The organism is Variovorax paradoxus (assembly GCF_022009635.1).
Taxonomy (GTDB): Bacteria; Pseudomonadota; Gammaproteobacteria; order Burkholderiales; family Burkholderiaceae_C; genus Variovorax.
The window spans coordinates 260,222-283,309 of the sequence record NZ_CP091716.1 but is presented as its reverse complement, the minus strand read 5'-3'; the positions used below and the strand labels follow the sequence as shown (position 1 = coordinate 283,309).

Below are 23,088 nucleotides of genomic sequence, written 5' to 3'. Positions count from 1 at the left end.
TGATGATTCGACACCCCAGGAGACTTCAGCGTGGCTGACAAGGACCCCATACGCGTCGGCATCCTCTATTCGGAAACCGGCGTCACTTCGACCATCGGACTCTCGCAGCTGCAGGGCGCCCTGCTCGCCATCGAGGAGATCAACGCGGCCGGCGGCGTGGAAGGCCGCGAGATCGTGGCCGTGCGCTACGACCCGCAATCCAACCCCGCGCGCTACGCCCAGCTGGCCGAGAAGCTGATCGTGCAGGACCGCGTGAACGTGATCTTCGGCTGCTACATGTCGAGCAGCCGCAAGGCCGTGATCCCGGTCATCGAGAAGTGGAACAAACTGCTCTTCTACCCGACGCTCTACGAGGGCTTCGAGTACTCGGGCAACGTGATCTACACCGGCGCCGCGCCCAACCAGAACAGCGTGCAGCTCGCGGAGTTCATGACCACGAATTTCGGCGCGCGCGTGTACCTGATCGGCTCCGACTACATCTACCCGTACGAGTCGAACCGCATCATGGGCGAGCTGGTGATGCAGCGCCCCGGCAGCGAGAAACTGGGCGAGCGCTACGTGGCGCTGGATGCCGGCGAGCGCGACTACCGGGCCATCATGGACGACATCCGCGACAAGCGGCCCGACTTCATCTTCTCGACCGTGGTGGGCGATTCCACCGCGAGCCTGTACCGCGCATATGCCGAGGCCGGCTTCGACCCGAAGACGATGCCGATCGCCAGCCTCACGACCTCGGAGGCCGAGATCTCGCAGATGGGCCACGGCGTGGCGACGGGGCACTTCACGGCGGCGCCGTATTTCCAGTCGATCGACTCCGCCGCCAACCGGCGTTGCCTGGCGATGCTGCGCGCGCGCTTCGGCGACGGCTGCGTGCCCAACCTGTGCTGGGAGGCTTCGTACTTCCAGATGCACATCTTCGCGAATGCCTACCGGCAGGCGGGCAGCGACGGCATCGCGGAGATTCTTCCGTACATCCTGGGCAGCGAGTTCGATGCGCCGCAGGGGCTGGTGAAGATCGATCCGACCAACCATCACACGTGTCTCTACCCACGCATCGGGCGGGTCGACTCTCATGGGCAGTTCACCATCGTGCGGCAGGCGACGCGGGCGGTGTACCCGGACCCTTACCTCGTCACCCACTCGCTGGGGGACTGGACGGCCAAGCTCGACACCCTGGAGGCCTGAGCGTGGAAGGCACGGCTCCGAAACGCCACACCCTGCGTGTCACGCCGCCGCAGCTGAAAGAGCTACGCCTGCTGAAGATCGCCGTGATCCACCCCGACGACAACGACGGCCGTCAACTCACGCAACAGCTGCAACGCATCGGCTGCCAGGTGCAGGCCTTCTGGCCGCCCGTTCAAGTCTTGCCCGAAGGCATCGACGTCGCCTTCATGGCCGTGCAGCCCGACTTCATCAACATGCGCTTCGAATGGACCAAGAGCGAAGACGCGCCGGCCATCATCGCGGTCGTCACCTACGAGAACCCGACCATCATCGAGGCCGTTCTGGAAATCGGCGCCAAGGCCGTGCTGCCGTCGCCCGTGCGCTCGTTCGGGCTGTTCTCCGCGCTGGTGGTGGCGCGCGAGGCGCACAAGGAAGCGCGCTCGCTCGCCAAGCGGCTGCGCAAGGTCGAGGCCAAGCTGCTGGGGCAACGCCGCATCGCGGAAGCGAAGGCCATCCTCATGAAGACGCACGACGTGTCCGAAGGCCAGGCCTACGACCTGATCCGCGACCAGGCGATGAGCAAGCGCACCACCACGGAAGAAATAGCCACCGCCATCGTCAATGCCAACGAGATCCTCTCGCTGGGCATGCGCAACAAGCCCGACGCGGGCTGAGCCGCCGGATTCCGCTCAGGCCTGGCGGAACATCGTCAGCACCTTCAGCACGCTCAGCGTGGCACCGTCCAGCGTCGCGTGCTGCCGGTGCGCGATGCCCACGCGTCGCGTGAGCTTCGGGCTCACCGGCAGGATCCGCATGCGGTCGCCGCGCACGTTGTCGGTGCTCTGCTGTAGCGGCAGCAGCGCCGCGCCATAACCGGCCGCCACCAGGCTGCGGATGGCGGCGTCGTAGTTGAGCTCGATGCGCGCGCGCGGCGCGAAGCCCGCCTCGGCGAACCACTCCATCGTGAGCCGGTACATGTGCGTGGTGGCCTCGTTGAAGATCAGCGGCTGCGCCGCCAGCCACGCCGGCGTGACGCGCTTCGGCGCCTTCCAGCGCGGCGGCACGAAGGCCATCATGGGCTGCTCGCACCACGGCGTGACGACGATGCCGCGCACCGGCGGCTGCGGAATGGCCACCAGGCCGATGTCGAGCGTGCCGGCGGCCAGCCGCTCCATGGCCTCGTAGGAGCCGCGGATGCTCACCTCGACGTCGATGCCCGAATGCTCCGCGCCCAGCGCCTCCAGCACCTGCGGCAGCAGGTCGACCAGCACGCCGGTGGATGTGCCCAGCCGCACGCGGCCGGTGCGGCCCTCGGCCTGGCGCTTGACGGCCTCGACCGCGTCGTCGGTGTCGCGCAGCAGCTTGCGCCCGCGCTCGACCAATGCGGCGCCGGCGGCGGTCGGTGTGATGCGGCGGTTGCCGCGCACCACCAGCGGCGCCTCCAGCCGCGATTCGAGTTCGCTGATGTGCAGGCTCACCGTCGGCTGCGCCAGATGCAGCGCCTTGGCCGCGGCGGAGAAAGTGCCGAGGTCGACGATGGCGATGAGGGTGCGCAGCTGGTCGAGGTTGAGTTGTCGCATCGGGGTCGCCGTGTGAAGTGGATATTTTCAGTATCAGCAAAGCTGATCGAAGGCCTCAGGATTCTCAACTTCCACAATATCACGCGCCGCCGGAAGATGAGCGCTCCCAACCAAGGAGCCCATCGTGACCGCGCCGAAGCCATCGTCCTTTCATCAACGCCTGATCCATGCCCTGCGCGGCTGGCGACGCCGCGTGATGAATCGCCGCCGCGCGCGGGCCGACACGCGGCACCTGGCCGGCATGAGCGACCACGAGCTGCGCGACCTGGGCATCGGGCGCAGCGAAGTGCCCGAGCTGCTGGACCGCCACCGCCACTGAGCCGGACCGGGCAGGCGCTTTTCTTCTTCAGGTATCGCGCCGGTTTTGAGGTCCAATCCGGGGCGTGTCCAAGCCCGCTCTTCTTTCCATCGAACTCACCTCGCCGCAGTCGGTCAACGGCCGGCGCGCGGCCTTTCAATCGCTCTGGCTGCTGGTGCGCATGCAGCACGCGCAGGAAGCCGGCACCGGCGTCGTGCGGCTGGTCGACCTGCGCGGCGAAGTGTCCGACGCCAGCACGCTGCGCATGGTGGTGAGCCGCGCGTTCCGCGACTTCAAGGCCTGGAACATCGAGGTCGGCTGGGGCGAAGACACGCTGCGCGAGCCGCGCTTCCTCAATGCCGAGCGGCGCAGCCAGGGGCCGTTCTGGCTGCCCGCCGTCGAGGCCCGGCGCGTGCGCGTGCTGGTGGAAGGCCGTGCGGCCACCGCGGCCGAAGTGGCCTCGTTCCTGGGGCTGCGCGCGCGCAAGTCGCAGGCGGCCGCCGGCTCGCCGCCGCCCGACGCGGTGCATCTGCAGGACGCCGCCTTCTGGAAGCAGCTGGTCGCGTCGCAGCAGGCGGCGCGGCAGGGCCGGCTGATGGCGCCGGTGGCAGGCATGAACACGGGCGATGCGAGTGCCGGCGCCCAACCGGCCAGCGCGCTCGAATCCATACGCCTGGCCGGCACGCTGGCCGCCACCGACTTCCAGCGCGCGCTGGTCACGCTCAACGAGGCCATGCTGTGGCGCCGGCTCGGCGACAACGAGCAGGCGCGGCGCCGGCTGCAGGCACTCAAGAAGCAGCGGCTCGCGCACCATGTGGCGGGCAACGACTACCTCGGCGCGATGGAGTGCATCGTCGCCGCCTGGTGCGCCTACACCGCGCGCGACCTGCCGCTGGCGCAGTCTCTGCTGGGCGGCATGGCCGACGACGCCGCGCGCGGGCTGGTGCTGCGGCATCACCCCGACGTGCGCTTCGAGTGGTGCAACCTGTGGGCGCTGGTGTGCCGATCGCGCGCGCTCGGGCTTTCGGCCGACGACAAGCCGGCCTCCGCGGCGCTCGCCGAAGAGTCGCTGCGCCGCTTCGGCGAGGCGCTGGCGGCGGCTTTCGAATCGCACTCCTTCGACGCGGCGCAGCATGTGGCGGCCAACATGGGCATGGCCGCGTGGCTGTTCGACCGCGTGGGCCTGTCCGACCTGCCCGCGCTCGCGCAGCACGGCAACGCCGACACCACGCGCCGCGCGGTGCAATGGATCGCCTTCAGCGAATGGCTGTGCGGCCACACCGACGGCCAAGGCCGCTCGGCATGGAACGCCATCTACCTGATGCGCATCGCGCGCGGCCATTGCCGACCCGAGAAGCAGCCCACTCTGGCGCAGTTCCGCGCGCAGAAACCGCTGGACCCGGCCGCCGTATCGAAGCTCGCCGGCCCGCTGGCCGATGCCTTCGACGCCACGAACTGGCCTGCGCGCTGGGTGCAGGTGGCGCAGGCGCGGCTGGCCGACCACCAGGCCGGGCGGCGCCGCTACCCGGGCCTGCAGCATTGCAGCCTGCTGTTCGAGCACGCCTGGTACGCCGCCCACGCCGGCGAGCTGAAGGCCGCCGAGCAGTCGCTCGCCCTGCTGCGCGAGGCGCTGCCGCAGCTGGTGCCGAGCGACCGCGCCTACTTCACGGAATCGTGGAACGACACGCTGCCGGCCGAACTGGTGCTGGAGGCAAAGCCGCCGCGCCGGCCTGCTGCACGAAAGAAAATCGCGTCCTAGACTTCGGGGTCCGACCATGCCCGACAACTCCCACGAACCCATCGACCTGGCCGCGCACCGCGAACGCCGTGCCCGACAGCAGCAACAGCGTGCCGCGGAGCAGGCCGCGCGCGACGCAGCCTCGTCGTCCGCGTCCGAGCCGGGCCCCGGCGAAGTGCCCTGCATCCGCTGCGGCGAGCCGGTCTTCGGCTACGTGCTGCGCTGCCCCTACTGCGGCGTGCATTTCAGCGGCCGTGCCGAAGACTTCGCGCCCAAGGAAAAGATGTCGGGGCGCACCAAGGCGCTGGTCGCGCTGGTCGCCGTGGCGCTGCTGCTCGCGGGCCTGAGCGACGACATCGCCGCCCTGTGGTGGCGCATGAAGTAAGGCGCTTCGCCGCTCGTCAGCGCGGCGCGGCGGTCGACTGGCGCACCACCAGCTCCGGGCGCAGCACCACGGTCGATGCCGACATCGAACGGCCGTCGATCTCGTCGAACAGCATCTCGGCCGCGCGCCAGCCCAGCTCGCGGTGCGGCAGGCGGATGGTGGTGAGCGGCGGGTCGACCATGTCGACCAGCGGCATGTCGTTGTGGCCGGTGACGGAAATGTCCTGCGGCACGCGCAGGCCGGCTTCGCGCAGCGCGTCGTAGGCGCCCAGCGCCACCAGGTCGTTGCAGCACACCACCGCCTGCGGGGCCGCGCCGGCCTCGAGCATCTGCTTCATCGCCAGCGCGCCGGCCTCGCGGCTGTAGCTCGCGCACTCGACCACGCGGAAGGGCTTCATGCGGTGGTCGCGCAGGGCCTGCTCCACACCCAGGCGCCGGCCCACGCCGGTCGGGATGGTCTGCGGCCCCGCCAGGTGCGCGATGCGCTTGTGGCCGAGCGCCACCAGATGGTCGACCGCGAGCTTCATCGCCAGCCGGTCATCGCTGACCACGGCCGGCAGGCGGCCGGTTTCGTCGGCGCGGTTGACCAGCACGGCCGTCATGCCGGCCTTGGCGACGAAGTCGACCAGCGGGTCGTCGCGCGTGGCGGTGGCCATGACCACGCCGTCGACGCGCTGCGCGAGCATGCGCTCCAGCACCGGCCGCGCCAGCGCCGGGTCGGCCACGTTGGTGACGAACACGAAGTACCCGCGCGCCGCCGCGCTGGCCTCGATGCCCTGCAGGATCGGCGGGAACACCGCGTTGGTGATGTCCGGCACCAGCACGCCGATGGTGTGGGTGCGGCCCGTGCGCAATGCAGAGGCCGCGCGGTTGGGCCGGTAGCCCAGCCGCTGCGCCGCCTCCTCGACCACGCGAAGCACCTCCTCGCTGATGAGCGAGCGCTTCTCGGGGCTGAGCGCGCGCGAGACGGTCGACACATGCACGCCGGCGGCACGGGCGACGTCGCGGATGGTGACGGTGGCGGAAGACGAAGAAGTCGGGCTGGTGCTCATTGGTGCAAACGATTGTCGCGAGGCCGGCCGGCATCGGGTGCCAATGCTTCCCTCAGGGTCTGCCGGAAACCTCCATTTTACTTTTCGGCAAATATGGCTAATATCGTGCAAACGATTGCACGAATCCACCATGAACATCGCCACCTCCCCCGACTCGGTGCTGGGCCATGTGCTCGACGCCATGAAGAACACGCCCGACCCGCGGCTGCGCACCGTGATGGAAGCGGTCACGCGCCACCTGCATGCGCTGGTGCAGGAAGTGAAATTGACGGAAGACGAGTTCGAGCAGGCGCTCGAATTCATCGTCGCCATCGGCCACGCCACGGGCGAGACCAAGAACGAGGTGGTGCTGGCGGCGGACATCCTGGGCGTGTCGACCGTGGTCGCGCTGCAGAACAACCAGGACCCGCACGGCGAATCGCCCGCCGCGCTGCTCGGGCCGTTCTGGCGCGCCAATGCACCGGCCTGCGCGCTGGGCGACGACATCGCGCGCTCGGGCACGCCCGGCACGCCGCTCGAAGTGACGGGCACGGTGCGCGACCACGAGGGCCGCCCGGTGGCCGGCGCCACGGTCGACGTATGGCAGGCCTCGCCCGTCGGCCTCTATGAAAACCAGGACCCGGCGCAGGAAGACATGAACCTGCGCGGGCGCTTTTTCACCGACGCCGAAGGGCGCTTCCGCTTTCGCAGCGTGCGCCCGGCCGGCTACCCGGTACCGACCGACGGGCCCTGCGGCGTGCTGCTGCGCGCGCAGGTGCGCCACCCGAACCGGCCCGCGCACCTGCACTTCATGGTGAGCAAGCCCGGCCACAAGGTGCTGATCACGCAGGTCTTCGCGGACGACGACGAGAACCTCGAAAGCGACCCGACCTTCGGCGTGACGCGCAGGCTGATCGGGCGCTTCGCGCTGGCGCCCGATGGCAAGAGCGCGTCCATGCACCACGACTTCGAACTAGAGCCCGGCGAAATGAAATTCCCGCGCCCCCCGATTCCCTGAACCAACTCCCCCTATTGATATGAGCTTCGATCCTGTCTCCAGACTCGACGGCAAGGTCGCCGTCATCACCGGCGGCCTCGGCGCCATCGGCTATGCCACGGCCACGCGCCTGGCCGCGCTCGGCGCCACCTGCGTGCTGCTGCACCGCAAGGGCGGCGACGCGGCGGCGCGCGCGGCCGCCCTGCCCTCCGCCAACGGCCAGCGCCATGCGGCGATCCGCGCCGACATCGTCGACTCGGCGAGCCTCGTGGCCGCCGCCGCCGAGGTGAAGGCCACGCTCGGGCGCTGCGACATCCTGGTCAACAGCGCGGGCCACACGCAGCCGGTGCCGGCCGCCGACCTGGACGCGCTGACCGACGAGCTCATCGACGACATCGTGCGCGCCAACTTCCGCGGCGTGTTCGCCACCATCCGCGCCTTCGCGCCGATGCTCAAGGCCAGCGGCGACGGGCTCGTGGCCAACATCTCGTCGATCGCGGGCTTCACGGGCGTGGGCAGCAACCTGGCCTACGTGGCGGCCAAGGCCGGGCTCGACGTGGTCGGCGACGCGCTGGCCAAGGCGCTGGCGCCCGCGGTGCGGGTGGTGTCGGTGTCGCCGGGCGCGGTGGAATCGGGCTTCGTGCCGGGGCGCGGCGCGGAGTTCGCCAGCAAGATGGCCAGCACCACGCCGCTGGGCCGCATCGGCAAGCCCGACGACGTGGCCGCCACGGTCGAGGCGCTGGCCACCACCATGCGCTTCGTCACCGGCACGCGCATCGTGGTCGACGGAGGGCGCCACCTGTGAGCGCCGCCAAGACACTCATCACCTGCGCCGTCACGGGCAACCTCGTGAAGCCGGAGCAGACGCCGCACCTGCCGATCACGCCGGTGCAGATCGCCGACGAATGCCTGGCCGCCGCCGAGGCCGGCGCGGCGCAGGTGCACATTCATGTGCGCCATCCGGAAACCGGCAAGCCGTCGATGGAGGTGGAGCTGTACCGCGAGGTGGTGGACCGCATCCGCCGCGAGAACCGCGAGCTGATCGTCAACCTCACGACCGGCCCCGGCGGGCGCTTCATTCCGAGCGAGGACGACCCGAAGGTCGCCGCGCCCGGCACCACGCTGCTGCCGCCCGAGAAGCGCGTGGAGCACATCGCGCTCATCAGGCCCGATGTGTGTTCGCTCGACCTGAACACCATGAACTCCGGCCCCGACGTGGTCATCAACACGCCGAAGAACGTGCGCCGCATGGCGAAGGTGATGCGCGAGGCGGGCGTGAAGCCGGAACTGGAGATCTTCGATTCGGGCGACATCAACCTGGCGCTGGACCTGATCGCGGACGGCACGCTCGATGGCCCCGCCATGTGGACCTTCGTGCTCGGCGTGAAGTACGGCTTCGCGCCGACGCCCGAGACGCTGCTCTACGCGCGCAACATGCTGCCGCGCGGCGCCTTCTGGAGCGCCTTCGGCATCGGCCGCATGGAGTTCCCGATCGTCGCTCAGGCCTGGCTGCTGGGCGGCCATGTGCGCGTGGGGATGGAAGACAACATCTACCTCGAGAAGGGCGTGCTCGCCGAGAGCAACGCGCAACTGGTGGCGAAGGCGCGCGACATCCTCGTGAGCCTTGGAGGCGAAGTGGCCAACCCGCGCGAGGCGCGCGCGATGCTGGGTCTTCCGGATGCCCGCAGCTAGCGCACCCCACCGACGAGCCCCCAGAACACAGCAAGCAGGAAACCAGAGATGAACGTCGCTGCCATGCACACGACCCACACCTCCCGCGCATTGCGCGTGAGCGAGAAAGCCGCCAGCCTCGACGCGCTGCAGCTCCATGCCGCGCCGCAGGCCGAACCCGCGCCGCCCGCGGGCCATGCCGTCGTGCGTGTCGCCGCCGCCGCGGTGAACCCCAGCGACGTCAAGGCGACGCTGGGCATCATGCCGCAGGCCGTGTGGCCCCGCACCCCCGGGCGCGACTTCGCGGGCACCGTGGTGAGCGGGCCCGCCGAATGGATCGGGCGCGAGGTCTACGGCTCCGGCGGCGACGTCGGCATCACGCGCGACGGATCGCACGGGCGCTATCTGGTGCTGCCCGAACAGGCGCTGCGCGCCAAGCCCCGGGGCATTTCGATGGACGAGGCCGGCGCGGTGGGCGTGCCCTTCGTCACCGCGTACGAAGGCTTTCGGCGCAGCGGCATGCCCCAGGCCGGGCAGACCGTGCTGGTGCTCGGCGCCAACGGCAAGGTCGGGCAGGCGGCAGTGCAACTGGCCTCACAGGCCGGCGCGCGCGTGATCGCGGTGCAGCGGCACGCCGGGCCCTACGCGGGCTTCGCGAACGGGCCCGTGGACGTGATCGACGCGCGCCACCACACCGACGTCGCCGCGCGAGTGCGTGAGCTTACCGACGGGCGCGGCGCGCACATCGTCTACAACACCGTCGGCAGCGCCTACTTCGAGGCCGCCAACAAGGCCATGGCCAAGGGCGCGACGCAGATCTTCATCGCCACGCACGACCGCGCGGTGCCCTTCGACATCTTCGCGTTCTACCGGGGCATGCACACCTTCGTGGGCATCGACTCGCTGGCGATGGACTGCATTGCCAGCACCGCGCAGCTCGACGCCATGCGCGACGGCTTCGAGCGCGGCACGCTGAAGCCCTTTCCCGTGGCGCGCCACTTCACGCTCGACGAGGCCATGGACGCCTACCGGCTGGTGCTCTCGGGCAGCACCGACCGCGTCGTGCTGCGGCCCTGAAGAACCCACCCTGGAGCACATCCCATGCACGTGACCCGTTTCAGCGAGGCGCCGCACTACGAGGCGCCCAACCATTTCGACATGCGCTGCCTGCGCCTGCAAGGCAAGGAAGCCGGCCCCTCCACGCAGATGTGGATGGGCATGAGCCAGATCCTGCCCGGCGGCCACACCGGCCTGGACGGCTCGCCGATGGAGAAGCTCTATCTCGTGCTCGAAGGCCAGCTCCATGTGGTCGGCGAGATCGACGGCGCGCACCAGGAAGACGTGCTCGAGCAGTACGACAGCTGCCGCTTCGCGCCCGGCGAAAAGCGCCAGCTGGAGAACCGCACGAACCGGCCGGTGCTGGTCGCGCTGGTGATGCCCACCAACGCACCGCCGCCGTAGCCGCCGCCTTCTCTCTTCCCGGTCATTCATCGCTCAACCAAATAAATCAACGGAGACAAGACGCATGAAGAAGACACTCAACTGGAGCCGCCGGCGCGCGCTGGCCGTGGCGGCGACTCTCGCGGCCTGCGCGCTCGGCGGCGCCCACGCGCAGGGCCCGTGGCCCGGCACGCAGCCGGTCAGGCTGGTCGTGCCGTTCACGGCGGGCAGCGGCACCGACATCGTCGCGCGGCTCGTGGCCGAGAAGCTCGGGCCCGCCCTGGGCACCAGCGTGATCGTGGACAACAAGCCCGGCGCCGGCGGCACGCTGGGCGCGGCCATCACGGCCAAGTCGCCGGCCGACGGCTACACGCTGCTGGTGCATTCGGCCGGCCACCTGGTGAACCCGTGGATCTACAAGGGCCTGTCGTACGACACGCTGAAAGACTTCACCGGCATCACGCCGATGGCCAGCCTGCCCAACGTGCTGGTGACGGCGCCCTCGCACTTCACCGACGTGAAGGACCTGGTGGCCAAGGTCAAGGCCAAGCCGGGCGGCTTCAACTACGGCTCCGCCGGCAACGGCTCGGCCACGCACATGAACGCCGAGGTGTTCCGCCTCGCGGCGGGCATCGACGCGCAGCATGTGCCCTTCCGCGGCACGCCGGAGGCCATGACCGAGGTGATGGCCGGGCGCGTGGACTGGTTCTTCGCGCCGATGGTGTCGGCGCTGCCGCTCATCAAGACCGGCAAGCTGCAGGCGCTGGCCGTGGGCACCGGCAAGCGCTCGTCGGCATTGCCCGACGCGCCGACGACGGTGGAGGCCGGCGTGCCGGGCTCGGAGTACCTGTTCTGGGTGGGACTGTTCGCGCCCGCGAAGACCCCGCAGCCGGTGGTCGACCGGCTGCAGGCCGAGGTCGCGAAGATCATGGTGTCGCCCGAACTGAAGGAGCGGCTGGAGAAGCTGGGCGCCGAACCGTTCACGATGCCGTCGGCGCAGTTCAACAAGTTCATCGTCGAAGAAACCGGCAAGGCCCAGCAGGTCGTGAAAGCCGCCAGCATCAAGGTCGACTGATGAAGCTCACCCCCAGTCTTCGCGCACTTCGTGTCGCTACGCCAACCCCCTTGCAGGGGGCGACACCTGTGGCCCGGCAAAGCCGGTTCCGCGGTGTCCCTGGCAAGGCGCTGGTGCTTGCCAGCCTCTTCGCCCTGACCCTTGCCGCACAGGCGCAACCGGCGGACCTCGTCGTCACCAACGCGAAGATCGCCACGCTCGATGCGGCCGGCACCATGGCGCAGGCCATTGCCGTGCGCGACGGGCGCATCGTGGCCGTCGGCAACGCCGCGCAGGTGCGCGCGCTGTCGGGCCCCGCCACGCGCACCGTGGACGCGGGCGGGCGCACCGTCATCCCCGGCCTGATCGACTCGCACATGCACGCGGTGCGCGCCGCGCTCAGCTACTCGACGGAAGTCAACTGGATCGGCGCCGGCAGCATCGCCGAGGCGATGGCGCGCATCCGCACCGCCGCCGCCAACGCGCGCCCCGGCGGCTGGCTGATCGTGGCCGGCGGCTGGACCGAGCAGCAGTTCGCCGAGCGCCGCCGCCCCACGCTGGCCGAACTGCAGGAAGCCGCGCCGAACAACCCGGTGTACGTGCAGCTCTTCTACGAAGCGGTGGTAATGACGCCCAAGGCGCTCGAGGCGCTGGCCGTTCCCGCCGGCGCGCTGCCCGCGGGCATGAAGCCGTCGCCCGACGGCGCGCCGGGCTGGATGAGCGGCGACATCGTCGGCATCTCGGCGCTGTTCGACAAGCTGCCCAAGCCGACCTACGAAGACAACGTGGCCGGCACGCGCGCCTTCTTCACCGAGCTGAACCGGCTCGGCATCACCGGCCTGGTGGACCCGGGCGGCTTCAGCATCGCGCCCTCGCAGTACGCGGCGCTCTTCGAGCTGTGGCGCGAGAAGGCGCTGACGCTGCGCGTGGCCTACAGCGTGTTCGCGCAGAAGCCCGGCGCCGAGCTGCAGGAGTTCCGCGACCTCACGCAGATGCTGCCGATGGGCTTCGGCGACGACATGCTCAAGTTCAACGGACTGGGCGAACGCGTGACGCTCGCGATGTACAACAACAACTTCCCCGACGAAGCGGCGAAGGCGAAGTTCTACGAACTCGTCAAGTGGGCGGCGCAGCGCAAGCTGGCCGTCACCATCCACTGGCAGGAGAACGGCTCGGTCGACCATCTGCTCGGGCTGTACGAGAAGCTGAACGCCGAGGTACCGATCAAGGACCTGCGCTGGTCGATCGCGCACCTGGACGACGCCTCGCCCGAGACGCTCGCGCGCATGAAGGCGCTGGGCATCGGCTGGACCATGCAGGACGCGATGTACTTCCAGGGCGACCGCGCGCTCGCCGTGCGCGGCGACGCGGCACGGCGCATGCCGCCCATAGGCACCGCGCTGCGCGCCGGCGTGCACGTGGGCGCGGGCACCGACGCGCATCGCGTGGCCTCGTACAACCCCTTCGTGGCACTGCAATGGATGCTCGACGGCAAGACGGTGAGCGGCAAGGCGATGCGCGGCCCCGACGAGACGCCCTCGCGCGAGGAGGCGCTGCGCCTCTATACGGCGGGCAGCGCGTGGTTCAGCTTCGACGAGAACCGGCGCGGCACGCTGGAGGTCGGCAAGCTCGCGGACTTCGCGGTGCTCGACCAGGACGTCCTCAGCGTGCCGCTGGAGCGCATCGGCAAGACCACGTCGCTGATGACAGTGGTGGGCGGGCGCGTGGTGTATGCGGCGCGGCCCTTCGATGCAGCCGCAACGCCGGTGGCGTCGGCGCGCTGACCTCGCTCAGGCCTCGCGAACGGCGGCGATGCAGTCGATCTCGATGTCGAAGCGCCCCGGCCACGCCGGCACGCAGACGAAGATGCGCGCGGGCGGGTCGTTCGGAAAGTAGCGCGCATAGATGGCGTTGACCGCCGCGAACTTCTCGACCGAGGTGCAGTACACGTTGCACTTGAGCACCCGGTCCAGCGAGGAACCCGCGGCTTCGAGGCACAGCCTGAGCTGCTCGAGCACCAGTTCGGCCTGCCGCTCGAGCGAGGCGTCGAGCACCACCTGCCCGGTGGCCGGATCGAAGGGCGGCAGGCCCGACACATACACCGTGTCGCCGTGCCGCGTGACGACCGAGACCGGCGCTTTCCAGTTGTCCAGCCAGGTCGAGATCGGTTCGACACGGATGACTTCGCGTTTCATGAGACGGGCTTTCTGTTGCAGCAAAGCCCGGATGATGTCCGCGAAGGCGCAGCCTCGCTTCGTTGCGCGACGAAGTATGGCGCGCGTCAGGCGGCGCCGAGCGCCAGGCGCACCCGCTCTCGCAGCACGGGCAGCACGTCGCTCTCGAACCACGGGTGGTGCTTGAACCAGCCGGTGTTGCGCGGCGACGGATGCGGCAGCGGAATGAAGCGCGGCGCGTAGTCCGCGAAGGCCTCGACCGTCTCGGTCACGTTGGCGCGCGCGGCCTTGCCGAGGAAGTGGCGCTGCGCGTACTGGCCTATGAGCAGCGTGAGTTCGATGCGCGGCATCTGCGCCAGCAGCTTGTCGTGCCACAGCGCGGCGCACTCGCGGCGCGGCGGCAGGTCGCCGCTCTTGCCGCGGCCCGGGTAGCAGTAGCCCATCGGCATGAGCGCGATGCGCGCGGGGTCGTAGAAGACGGCACGGTCCACGCCGAGCCAGCGGCGCAGCTGTTCGCCGCTCCTGTCGTCCCACGGCACGCCTGTCTTGTGCACCGTGAGGCTGGGCGCCTGCCCGACCAGCAGCAGCCGCGCGCCCGCGCTGGCCTGCACCACGGGACGCGGCCCGAGCGGCAGGTGCACCGCGCATGCGCGGCAGGCACGCACCTCGGCGAGCAGCGCATCCACCGTGCTCAGCCTGCGAACGGGCGGAAGAAGGCGTTGAGTTCGCTGCCCGGCGCGGCGTCCGCGAAGCCGTCGAAGCGGCCTTCGTCGGCGAGCGTGCGCGCCGCGCGCATGAAGCCGCCCCAGGCCGCGCGGGCCATGCCGCCGCCCACGCTGACGCGGCGCACGCCGAGTTCGGCGATGTCCACCATGCTCAGTTCGCTGCTGCCGCCGACCAGCAGGTTGACCGGCTTGGGCGCCACGGCCGCGACCACCGCCGCGATCTGCTCGCGGGTCTTGATGCCCGGCGCGTAAAGGCAGTCGGCGCCCGCGTTCGAATAGGCCTTGAGCCGCGCGATGGCGTCGTCCAGGTCGGGCCGGCCGGCGAAGAAGTTCTCGGCGCGGCCGATCAGCAGCACGTCGGCGCCCGAGGCATCGATGGCCTTGCGCGCGGCGCGCATGCGCTCGACCGCCACGTCGACGGGGAAAAGCGGGTCGGCGGCGTTGCCCGTCGAGTCCTCGATCGACAGGCCGGCCACGCCGGTCTCGATGGCCAGTCGCACGCTCTCGGCCACGCCCGGGGCATCGGCGGCAAAACCGTTTTCGAAGTCGGCGTTCACGGGCAGGTCGGTGGCGGCCACCAGTTCGCGCAGGTGCGCGAGGATGTATTCGCGCGACAAGGCGCCATCGGCATAGCCTTGCGACCATGCGAAGCCGGAGCTGGTGGTGGCCAGCGCCTTGAAGCCCAGGCCTTCGAGGTAGCGCGCGCTGCCCGTGTCCCAGGGGTTCGGAATGACGAAGCAGCCTTTTTCGTGGAGGGCGCGGAAGTCGGCGCGCTTTTCGGCGACGGAGCGGGTCATGTGGCCTCGGCTTTCTGTGTTGGATACAACAGTGAGCCGGTCATTCTGACGCAGCCTCCGTCAGCACTCCACCACGTTGACCGCAAGCCCCCCCAGCGAAGTCTCCTTGTAGGTGGACTTCATGTCCTCGCCGGTCTGCTTCATGGTGCGGATCACCGCGTCGAGCGACACGTAGTGGCTGCCGTCGCCGCGCAGCGCCATGCGCGCCGCGTTGATGGCCTTCACGGCGCCCATCGCGTTGCGCTCCACGCAGGGAATCTGCACCATGCCGCCGACCGGATCGCAGGTCAGGCCCAGGTTGTGTTCCATGCCGATCTCGGCCGCGTTCTCGACCTGCGCGGGCGTGGCGCCGAGCACCGCCGCCAGCGCGCCCGCCGCCATCGAGCAGGCCACGCCCACCTCGCCCTGGCAGCCGACCTCGGCACCGGAGATGGAGGCGTTGGCCTTGTAGAGCATGCCGATGGCCGCGGCGGTGAGCAGGAAGTCGACGATGCCGTCGTCGCCCGCCCGCGGCACGAAGCGCTGGTAGTAGTGCATCACGGCCGGCACCACGCCGGCCGCGCCGTTGGTGGGCGCGGTGACGACACGGCCGCCAGCGGCGTTCTCTTCGTTCACCGCCATCGCGAAGGCGTTGACCCAGTCCATCACCGCGAGCGGATCGGCGGCGCCGGCCTGCGCCAGCAGCTCGCGGTTCAACTCTGGCGCGCGGCGGCGCATGCGCAGCGGGCCGGGCAACGATTGCGCGGCCAGCGGGTTGTCGATGCCGAAGCCGCGCTGCACGCACTGTTGCATCACGCCCCAGATGCGCAGCAGGCCGGCGCGCACCTCGGCCTCGGGCCGCCACATGCACTCGTTGCGCATGACCAGCTCGGCCACCGAGAGGCCGGTGACCTGGCACTGCGCCATCAGCTCGTCACCGGTCGTGAAAGGATGCGGCACGGCGGCCGCGGCGGCCACCGTCTCGGCCACGGCCTGCCCGCCCTCGACGACGAAGCCGCCGCCGACCGAAAAATACGTGCCCTCGGCCAGCACGGCGCCTTCGGCCGAGAACGCGGTGAAGCGCATGGCGTTGGGATGCTCGGGCAGCGACTCCTCGCCGCGGAAGGCGATGTCGCGCACGCGGTCGAAGGCGATGGACTTGCGGCCCAGCAGGTCGAGCTGCCCGGTGCGGCGCAGCGCCTCCAGCCGGGGCTGCACGGTCTCCGGCCGTACCGTGTCGGGTGCGTCGCCGAAGAGGCCGAGGATCACGCCCTGGTCGGTGGCATGGCCGTGGCCCGTGGCGCCGAGCGAGCCGAACAGGTCGGCATGCAGGCGCGCCACCTGCGCCAGCGCGCCCCGTGCCTCGAGCGAGCGAGCGAACATGAGCGCCGCGCGCATCGGCCCCACGGTGTGGGAGCTCGAAGGCCCGATACCGATCTTGAAGATGTCGAAGGCGGAGAGCATCAGCGCATCATGCGGCAGGGAGTTGCTGCTTGACCAGCGCCACCCAGTAGGCCGCGCCCAGGGGAAGGATGTTGTCGTTGAAGTCGTAGTACGGGTTGTGCACGTTCGGGTCGTTCGGGCCCTCGCCCGCGCCGATGCCGATGTAGGCGCCCGGGCGCTTCTGCAGCATGAAGGCGAAGTCTTCCGAACCCATGGCCGGCGGAATGTCGGTCTTGACCTGCGCGCGGTCGACCAGGCTGGCGGCGGCGGCCACGGCGGCATCGGTCTCGGCGGGCGTGTTGACCACGCCGGGGTAGCCGCGGCGGTAGTCGAGCGCCACCTTCGCGCCGTGCGTGGCGGCCACGCCGTCGCAGATCTGCTGCATGGCGGCCTGGGTCTTGTCCTGGATGGCGGCATCGAGCGTGCGCACGGTGCCGCGCAGCACCACCGTTTCGGGAATCACGTTCCAGGTATCGCCGCCGTGGATCTGCGTGACGCTGACCACGGCCGAGTCGGTCGCGCCGGTGCGGCGGCTCACGATGGTCTGCAGCGCGTTGACGAGCTGGGCCGAGACCACCACCGAGTCGATGCCGGTCTCGGGCATGGCGCCGTGGCTGCCCTTGCCGGTGACGACGATCTCGAAGGTGTCGAGAAAAGCCGTCATCGTGCCCTTGCGGATCGCGAACTGGCCGCGCGGCAGAGCCGGGAAGTTGTGCATGCCGTAGACGGCGTCGGCAGGGAACTGGTCGAACAGGCCCTCTTCCACCATCACGCGGCCGCCACCTTCGTTCTCCTCGGCGGGCTGGAACACGAAGTGCACCGTGCCCTTGAAGGGCTTGTGGCGCGACAGGTGCTCGGCCGCGCCCAGCAGCATGGCCGTGTGGCCGTCATGGCCGCAGGCGTGCATCTTGCCGACGCACTTGGAGGCATGCGCCTGCGTGCCCAGCTCCTGCATGTTGAGCGCGTCCAGGTCGGCGCGCAGCGCGATGCTCGGGCCTTCGCCGTTCTTCAGCGTGCCGACCACGCCGGTGCCGGCCAGGCCGCGGTGCACCGGCAGGCCCATCAGCATCAGCGCGTTGGCGACGACGTTGGCGGTGCGGTGCTCCTCGAAGGCGGTCTCGGGGTTGGCGTGGATGTCGCGGCGCCAGCTCAGCATGCGGGCGCGGGTGTCTTCGGCGATTTCGGGGTCGCGGTACATGGGAATGATCTCGGTTGATGAGTGGGGACTGGAAGGACTTTTCGGGAAATACCGCGGAACCGGCTTTGCCGGGCCGCAGGTGTTGCCCCCGGTAGGGGGAAGGCGTGCGCGACACGAAGTGCGCGCAGCCTGGGGGCGAGCCTTTTTCGTCAGTGGAAGAATTCGGCGATCAGGGTCGCGCCTAGGAAGGTGCCGGCCGTGGCGGTGAGCGACACCACCACGATGCGCCAGCCCAGCTGGCGGAACACCGGCAGGTCCTTGGCGACCGAGAAGCCGGCCAGCGCCAGCACCGGCGTGGTGAAGGCCAGGAAGTTGAGCTTGCCGGTGATGGCGATGAGCGCGTCCGAGAACGGGAACAGCCCCGGAATGCCCGCCAGGGTGGCCACCACCGACAGCATCAGCACCATCGGCAGGCGCGGCACCAGGCGCTTGATGCCCTCGACCACCAGCGCGATGACCACCACCGCGGCCATGCCTTCGAGCGACACCAGCAGCGGCACCTTGTAGGTCAGCGAATTGCCGATGAGCACGCCGCCGCCCACCACGGCCCAGGCGACCAGCGTGTCGCGCAGCGACATGGCACCGCCGTGCGCCAAGCTGACTTGCGACACGGCGCCCGTGCCCGCCGCGTCCTGCGCGCCGCGCTTCGAGAAGCGGCCCAGCACCGGCTCCAGCTTGCCGTAGAGCCACGAGCAAAGGGGCAGCGACAGGAACAGCGTGAAGTAGAAGCCGGCCACGGTGGTCAGCAGGTTCGACGCGGCGGCGATGGCGGTGAGCTGCGGCAGCATCTCGGCCGGCTGCTGCGCGGCGATGGCGCCCAGCGCGGCGGCCATCAGGCTGCCCGAGCCCACGCCGGCGCCCATGGCCAGCGAACGCGGATCGAAGATGTGCAGGCTGGCCACGAAGCCCGCCAGCACCGCGATGAAGAGCGCGCCCAGCACGGTGCCGGTGATGTACTCGGCCAGCACGCCGCGGCCTTCGGGCGAGGCCATGCCGTACTTCTCTCCGATGATCACGAGGTTGCCCTCGCGGCCCACAGAAAAGGTCGCGCCCACGGCCTCGCGCTTGATGCCCAGCAGCAGCGCCAGCGGCAGGCCCAACGCCAGGGTGCCGAGCGCATGGCCGAACTCCTGGAACAGCAGCGCCCAGCCGGCCTGCTTGACCTGCGGCAGCGCGGCGCCCACCGTCAGGCCCAGCTTCACCACGAACAGCAGCAGCCCCGCGTTCAGCAGGCCGCCGGCCAGCGACTGCTCGGCGGTGGCCACGCGCACCGCGCCCGGCAGGCGGCGCTGCGCGACGCCCCACACGGCCGCGATCAGCAGCGCCCACAGCATCGGCAGCAGCGCCACCTTGCCGGGGCCGACGCTGAACTGCACCGGCCCGATGAGCTCGGCCCCGGCCACGATGGCCAGCGTGACGAGCGCGAGCTTGAGTTTTCCGGAGGCGCCGCAGGGCGCGGCAGCGGAGAGGGGTGCGGAGGCGGCGGAGGTCATGGGTGGGGCTTCTTCTGGCGGAATGCCGGGGAGTTTCCGCGTCCGGCTCTATTGCATCAATGACCGTAAATAAGGATATTCGATGCATCGAATGCAACACTCGCCACGATTTTCAGGAGACCGGGCCATGGACGACAAGCTCGACACGCGCCGCGTGCGCTACTTCATGCAGGTGCTCGACAGCGGCTCGGTGCGCGGCGCCGCCGACGTGCTGGACATGGACCCCTCGGCCGTCAGCCGCGCCATCGGCATCCTCGAACAGGAGTGCGGCGTGCCCCTGCTGGAGCGCCACGGACGCGGCGTGGTGGCCACCGACGCGGGCGAGATGCTGGCCGGCTACGTGCGGCGCCAGAACAGCCAGAAGCAGCACCTCATGGCGCAGATGGACAGCATCCGCAAGATCGAGCGCGGGCACATCGACGTGGTGGCGGGCGAGGGGTACGTCGACTGGCTCATGCGCCACAGCCTGCGCGACTTCATGACCACGCACCCGAAGATCACCATCGAGCTCGACGTGGCCAGCACCGACGAGATCGTGCGCCGCGTGGTCGAGGAGCGCGCCCACATCGGCATGCTGTTCCAGCCGCCCAAGGACGACCGGCTCACCTCGCACCAGTCGCATCCGCAGCCCATCCAGGCGATGGTGCTGCGCTCGCACCCGCTCGCGCAGCTGGGCAGGCCGCTGAAGCTGGCCGACCTGCTGCCCTACCCCGGCGCCACGCTGCACCGCCACTTCGGCGTGCGCCAGCACATCGAGGCCGCGGAGGTCAGCGAGGGCGTGCGGCTGCCCGCGCTGCTGACCACCACGTCGTTCAGCGCGCTCGGCCATTTCGTGTCGGCCGGGCTGGGCTACACGCTGGGCACGCGCATTTCGCTCACGCCCAACGCCAACAACCCCGACCTGGTGGAGCTGCCGATGAAGAACCCGCTGCTGTCGCAGGGGCGCTCGCACATCGTGTCGCGCCACGGGCGCATGCTGTCGCCGGCCGCGGCCGAGCTGCTGCGCCGGGTGGTGGCCGACATGCGGCGCTATGCCGACGACACGCCCGGCAAGGAGAAGCGCACGGCCGCGCGGGCCAGAAGCACCGCAGCCTGAACAGGCCCCAAGGGGGTTGGTCTGCCGCATTGCGCGCATGGCCGCTTCGGTGTTCTGATCGGGCCCCATGTCCTACGTCATCGCACTCTTCATTCATCTGCTGTGCGCCGCCTTCTGGGTCGGCGGCATGGCGACCATGCACTTCGCGGTGCGCCCCTCGGCCGTCGCCACGCTGGAGCCGCCGCTGCGCCTGCGCATGATGGCCGCGACGCTGCGGCGCTTCTTCGTGGGGGTGGATGCGTCGGTCACGCTGCTGTTCGTGAGCGGCGTGGGAATGATCATGGCGGCAGGCGGCTTTCGCGGCCTGCACTGGCGCATCGAGGCCATGATGAGCATCGCGATCGTGATGGCCGCGATCTACGTCTACATCCGCGCCTCGGTGTTCCGGGCGCTGCGGCGCGCGGTGGAAGAAAGCGCCTGGCCCGTGGCCGCCGCGCGGCTGAACACCGTGCGCAAGCTGGTGATGCTGAATCTTGCGCTGGGCGTGGCGGTGTTCGCGGTGGCGACCATCGGGCGCGCGGGCTGACTCAGACCAGATTGAGTTCGACCTCGATGTTGCCGCGCGTGAGCTTGGAGTAAGGGCAGGTCTGGTGCGCGGCCTCGACCACCGCTTGCGCGGTGTCGCGGTCCAGGCCCGGCAGGCTCACGTTCAGCCGCGCCTGCAGGAAGTACTGGCCCTCCTCCAGCACGAGGTCGACTTCGGCGTCCACCGACAGGTCGGCCGGCAGCTTGACCTTCAGGTTGCCGGCGGCCTTGCCCATCGCGCCGATGAAGCAGGCCGACCAGCCTGCCGCGAACAGTTGCTCGGGGTTGGTGCCCGTGCCGTTGCCGCCGGGCGGCGAGAGCTGGATGTCGAGATGGCCGTCGCTGCTGCGCGATGCGCCCAGGCGGCCGCCGGTGGTGTGGGTCTTGCCGGTGTAGAGGACTTGCTTGTCGGACATGATGGTTCCTTGCGATGGAAGTGATGAACTTGTGTGTCGTTCGCCCCGCTGGCGGTGCATGAATTACATCGGCGGGCTGTATCCGCGATGTGTCGAGCAGGCGGGGGATTTGCATGCGCGTGTATGCACCGCGCCGCCGGACACAGTGGCGTACAAATCCGCAAGAAGAGAAGGCAGGAAGAAAGCGGCTAGGCTGCCGCGGGCCCCTTGAGTTCGACGGTGTTGCCGTCGGGGTCGCTGAAGTAGATCGACGGGCCGTTGCCCTCGGCGCCGAAGTTGTGGTGCACCTCGCCGTGGATGGCGACGCCGTGCCGCGCCATCAGCGCGCGGATGCCGGCTTCGTCGAAGGGCTCGATGCGCAGGCAGAGGTGATCGAGGTTGCGGCCCTCGGCACCCGGCAGCGCCCCGCCCTGCCGCCCCAGCGGGCCGTCGGGCGAGACGAGGTCGATCAGGCTCGCGCCGGCGCGCATGTGCACGAGCCCCAGGTCGTCGCGGCGCTTCTCGACGGTGCAGCCCAGCACCTCGCGATAGAACGCGACGGCGCGCTCCATGTCTTTCACGCGCAGCACGACATGGTCGATGCGCAGCACCGAGAACGGTGGGCGCATCGGGCTCGTCATGCCTGACGCCTCTTCAGACCACGCCGGCGGATCGCAGGGCGTCGAAGCGGGCGTCGTCGATGCCCATCTCGGCAAGCACCTCGCGCGTGTGCTGGCCCAGCGCGGGCGGCGCGTGGCGCAGCACCGGCGGCGTGGCCGACAGGCGCAGCGGGCTCGCCACGCCGGCGATGCTGGCAATGCCGTCGCCCGCGTCGCGCGGCAGCGTCACCTTGAGGCCGCGCGCCTGCACCTGCGCGTCGTCGAAGGCCTGCGCGATGTCGTTGATCGGGCCGCAGGGCACGGCCTTGTCCTCGAGCAGCGTGACCCACGCGGCCGTGGTGCGGGTGCGCGTGAGTTCTTCCATCATCGGAATGAGCACGCCGCGGTGCTTCACGCGAAGGGTGTTGGTGGCAAAGCGCGCGTCGCTCGCCCACTCGGGGTGGCCGCCGGCTTCGCAGAAGCGCGCGAACTGGCCGTTGTTGCCGATGGCCAGCAGCATCGCGCCGTCCTGCGTCGGGAAGTCCTGGTATGGCGCGAGGCTCGGGTGCGTGTTGCCCTGGCGCCCGGGCGCCTTGCCGGTGTTGAGGAAGGCGCTCGCCTGGTTGGCGAGGATGGCCATGCCCACGTCGAGCAGCGCCATGTCGATGTGCTGGCCTTCGCCGGTGCGGTCGCGCACCTGCAGCGCGGCCAGGATGGCGGTGCTGGCGTAGACGCCGGTGAACAGGTCGGTCAGCGCCACGCCCACGCGCAGCGGGCCGCCGCCGGGCACGTCGTCGGGACGGCCGGTGATGCTCATCATGCCGGTCATGGCCTGGATCATCAGGTCGTAGCCGGCGCGCTCCGCGTAGGGTCCGTCGTGGCCGAAGCCGGTGACGCTGCAGTAGATGAGGCGCGGGTTGGCCGCGCGCAGGCTTTCCTGGTCGAGGCCGTATTGCTTGAGGCCGCCGGTCTTGAAGTTCTCCACCACGATGTCGGCCTGCGCCGCCATCTGCCTGAGCAGCGCCTGCCCCTCGGGCGTGGCCATGTCGACCGTGACCGAGCGCTTGTTGCGGTTGCAGGCGGTGAAGTAGCTGGCCTGGTCGGTGTCGTTGCCGTCGGCGTCCTTGATGAAGGGCGGCCCCCAGGTGCGCGTGTCGTCGCCGACGCCGGGGCGCTCGATCTTGACGACGTCGGCGCCCAGGTCCGCCAGGATCTGCGTGCACCACGGGCCCGCGAGCACGCGGGACAGATCCAGGACCTTGATGCCGTCGAGTGCTGCGGCCGGTTTGTTCATCGTCATCTGAGTC

Annotated in this window: 25 protein-coding genes; 14 read left to right on the top strand and 11 right to left on the bottom strand. The window is 69.9% G+C overall.

Annotated features, from left to right (window positions below; all coding sequences use genetic code 11):
* The first annotated feature begins 30 nt into the window (after positions 1–30).
* Positions 31–1,185 carry a transporter substrate-binding domain-containing protein gene (locus L3V85_RS01475; protein WP_237677669.1) on the top strand — a complete coding sequence of 385 codons (1,155 nt, stop codon included), beginning with the start codon at positions 31–33 and terminating at the stop codon, positions 1,183–1,185.
* A 2-nt stretch (positions 1,186–1,187) separates the two neighbouring features.
* Positions 1,188–1,838 carry an ANTAR domain-containing response regulator gene (locus L3V85_RS01470; protein ID WP_237677668.1) on the top strand — a complete coding sequence of 217 codons (651 nt, stop codon included), beginning with the start codon at positions 1,188–1,190 and terminating at the stop codon, positions 1,836–1,838.
* Between the two features lie 15 nt (positions 1,839–1,853).
* Here L3V85_RS01470 and L3V85_RS01465 read toward each other — a convergent pair whose 3' ends face one another.
* On the bottom strand, positions 1,854–2,744 hold the full coding sequence (locus L3V85_RS01465; protein ID WP_237677667.1) for a LysR family transcriptional regulator: 891 nt from the start codon (positions 2,742–2,744) through the stop codon (positions 1,854–1,856).
* A gap of 124 nt (positions 2,745–2,868) precedes the next feature.
* Here L3V85_RS01465 and L3V85_RS01460 point away from each other — a divergent pair, with 124 nt between their 5' ends.
* The 3 genes from L3V85_RS01460 (at position 2,869) to L3V85_RS01450 (ending at position 5,165) form a co-directional block, all read left to right on the top strand.
* The gene (locus L3V85_RS01460) at positions 2,869–3,063 is read left to right on the top strand and encodes a DUF1127 domain-containing protein (RefSeq protein WP_237677666.1); all 195 of its coding nucleotides are present in this window, start codon (positions 2,869–2,871) and stop codon (positions 3,061–3,063) included.
* A 64-nt stretch (positions 3,064–3,127) separates the two neighbouring features.
* Entirely contained in the window at positions 3,128–4,801 is a 1,674-nt protein-coding gene (locus L3V85_RS01455; protein WP_237677665.1) for a hypothetical protein, read from the top strand.
* Between the two features lie 16 nt (positions 4,802–4,817).
* On the top strand, positions 4,818–5,165 hold the full coding sequence (locus L3V85_RS01450; RefSeq protein WP_237677664.1) for a hypothetical protein: 348 nt from the start codon (positions 4,818–4,820) through the stop codon (positions 5,163–5,165).
* Between the two features lie 16 nt (positions 5,166–5,181).
* Here the strand turns inward: L3V85_RS01450 and L3V85_RS01445 are convergent, their stop codons facing one another.
* The gene (locus L3V85_RS01445; RefSeq protein ID WP_237677663.1) at positions 5,182–6,216 is read right to left on the bottom strand and encodes a LacI family DNA-binding transcriptional regulator; all 1,035 of its coding nucleotides are present in this window, start codon (positions 6,214–6,216) and stop codon (positions 5,182–5,184) included.
* A gap of 130 nt (positions 6,217–6,346) precedes the next feature.
* On the opposite strand from L3V85_RS01445, the gene L3V85_RS01440 reads away from it, so the two are divergent.
* The 7 genes from L3V85_RS01440 (at position 6,347) to L3V85_RS01410 (ending at position 13,141) form a co-directional block, all read left to right on the top strand.
* Entirely contained in the window at positions 6,347–7,213 is an 867-nt protein-coding gene (locus tag L3V85_RS01440) for a dioxygenase (RefSeq protein ID WP_237677662.1), read from the top strand.
* 19 nt (positions 7,214–7,232) lie between these two features.
* Positions 7,233–7,997 carry an SDR family NAD(P)-dependent oxidoreductase gene (locus L3V85_RS01435; RefSeq protein WP_237677661.1) on the top strand — a complete coding sequence of 255 codons (765 nt, stop codon included), beginning with the start codon at positions 7,233–7,235 and terminating at the stop codon, positions 7,995–7,997.
* Positions 7,994–8,884, top strand: a complete 891-nt coding sequence (locus L3V85_RS01430) for a 3-keto-5-aminohexanoate cleavage protein (protein WP_237677660.1) — start codon at positions 7,994–7,996, stop codon at positions 8,882–8,884. Before L3V85_RS01435 ends, L3V85_RS01430 begins: the two co-directional genes overlap by 4 nt.
* Before the next feature lie 48 nt (positions 8,885–8,932).
* Entirely contained in the window at positions 8,933–9,940 is a 1,008-nt protein-coding gene (locus tag L3V85_RS01425; protein WP_237677659.1) for a quinone oxidoreductase family protein, read from the top strand.
* A 24-nt stretch (positions 9,941–9,964) separates the two neighbouring features.
* The gene (locus tag L3V85_RS01420; protein WP_237677658.1) at positions 9,965–10,324 is read left to right on the top strand and encodes a cupin domain-containing protein; all 360 of its coding nucleotides are present in this window, start codon (positions 9,965–9,967) and stop codon (positions 10,322–10,324) included.
* Positions 10,325–10,388: 64 nt separating this feature from the next.
* Positions 10,389–11,378, top strand: coding sequence for a Bug family tripartite tricarboxylate transporter substrate binding protein (locus L3V85_RS01415; RefSeq protein ID WP_237677657.1), 990 nt, complete (start codon positions 10,389–10,391; stop codon positions 11,376–11,378).
* A gap of 113 nt (positions 11,379–11,491) precedes the next feature.
* Positions 11,492–13,141, top strand: coding sequence for an amidohydrolase (locus tag L3V85_RS01410; protein WP_237677656.1), 1,650 nt, complete (start codon positions 11,492–11,494; stop codon positions 13,139–13,141).
* Positions 13,142–13,147: 6 nt separating this feature from the next.
* On the opposite strand, the gene L3V85_RS01405 is transcribed toward L3V85_RS01410, so the two are convergent.
* The 6 genes from L3V85_RS01405 to L3V85_RS01380 form a co-directional block, all read right to left on the bottom strand.
* The gene (locus L3V85_RS01405; RefSeq protein ID WP_237677655.1) at positions 13,148–13,552 is read right to left on the bottom strand and encodes a RidA family protein; all 405 of its coding nucleotides are present in this window, start codon (positions 13,550–13,552) and stop codon (positions 13,148–13,150) included.
* A gap of 86 nt (positions 13,553–13,638) precedes the next feature.
* The gene (locus L3V85_RS01400; RefSeq protein WP_237677654.1) at positions 13,639–14,217 is read right to left on the bottom strand and encodes a uracil-DNA glycosylase family protein; all 579 of its coding nucleotides are present in this window, start codon (positions 14,215–14,217) and stop codon (positions 13,639–13,641) included.
* Between the two features lie 5 nt (positions 14,218–14,222).
* Positions 14,223–15,053, bottom strand: a complete 831-nt coding sequence (locus tag L3V85_RS01395) for an isocitrate lyase/PEP mutase family protein (protein ID WP_237677653.1) — start codon at positions 15,051–15,053, stop codon at positions 14,223–14,225.
* Positions 15,054–15,113: 60 nt separating this feature from the next.
* Complete coding sequence (locus L3V85_RS01390; RefSeq protein ID WP_237680472.1) at positions 15,114–16,499, bottom strand: L-serine ammonia-lyase; 1,386 nt, start codon at positions 16,497–16,499, stop codon at positions 15,114–15,116.
* A gap of 4 nt (positions 16,500–16,503) precedes the next feature.
* The gene (locus tag L3V85_RS01385) at positions 16,504–17,673 is read right to left on the bottom strand and encodes a M20 aminoacylase family protein (protein WP_237677652.1); all 1,170 of its coding nucleotides are present in this window, start codon (positions 17,671–17,673) and stop codon (positions 16,504–16,506) included.
* A 149-nt stretch (positions 17,674–17,822) separates the two neighbouring features.
* Entirely contained in the window at positions 17,823–19,166 is a 1,344-nt protein-coding gene (locus L3V85_RS01380; protein ID WP_237677651.1) for a DUF3100 domain-containing protein, read from the bottom strand.
* Between the two features lie 127 nt (positions 19,167–19,293).
* Between L3V85_RS01380 and L3V85_RS01375 the strand changes: the two genes are divergently transcribed.
* Positions 19,294–20,262, top strand: coding sequence for a LysR family transcriptional regulator (locus L3V85_RS01375; protein WP_237677650.1), 969 nt, complete (start codon positions 19,294–19,296; stop codon positions 20,260–20,262).
* Positions 20,263–20,329: 67 nt separating this feature from the next.
* Complete coding sequence (locus tag L3V85_RS01370) at positions 20,330–20,788, top strand: CopD family protein (RefSeq protein WP_237677649.1); 459 nt, start codon at positions 20,330–20,332, stop codon at positions 20,786–20,788.
* Position 20,789: 1 nt separating this feature from the next.
* Here the strand turns inward: L3V85_RS01370 and L3V85_RS01365 are convergent, their stop codons facing one another.
* From L3V85_RS01365 to L3V85_RS01355, 3 genes are all read right to left on the bottom strand, one after another.
* A complete protein-coding gene (locus L3V85_RS01365) occupies positions 20,790–21,203 on the bottom strand; it encodes an organic hydroperoxide resistance protein (RefSeq protein ID WP_237677648.1) in 414 nt (137 codons plus the stop codon).
* 188 nt (positions 21,204–21,391) lie between these two features.
* On the bottom strand, positions 21,392–21,823 hold the full coding sequence (locus L3V85_RS01360) for a VOC family protein (protein WP_237677647.1): 432 nt from the start codon (positions 21,821–21,823) through the stop codon (positions 21,392–21,394).
* A 13-nt stretch (positions 21,824–21,836) separates the two neighbouring features.
* Positions 21,837–23,081 (bottom strand): CaiB/BaiF CoA transferase family protein, encoded by a 1,245-nt coding sequence (locus L3V85_RS01355; RefSeq protein WP_237677646.1) that lies wholly within the window; start codon positions 23,079–23,081, stop codon positions 21,837–21,839.
* Between the last annotated feature and the right edge of the window lie 7 nt (positions 23,082–23,088).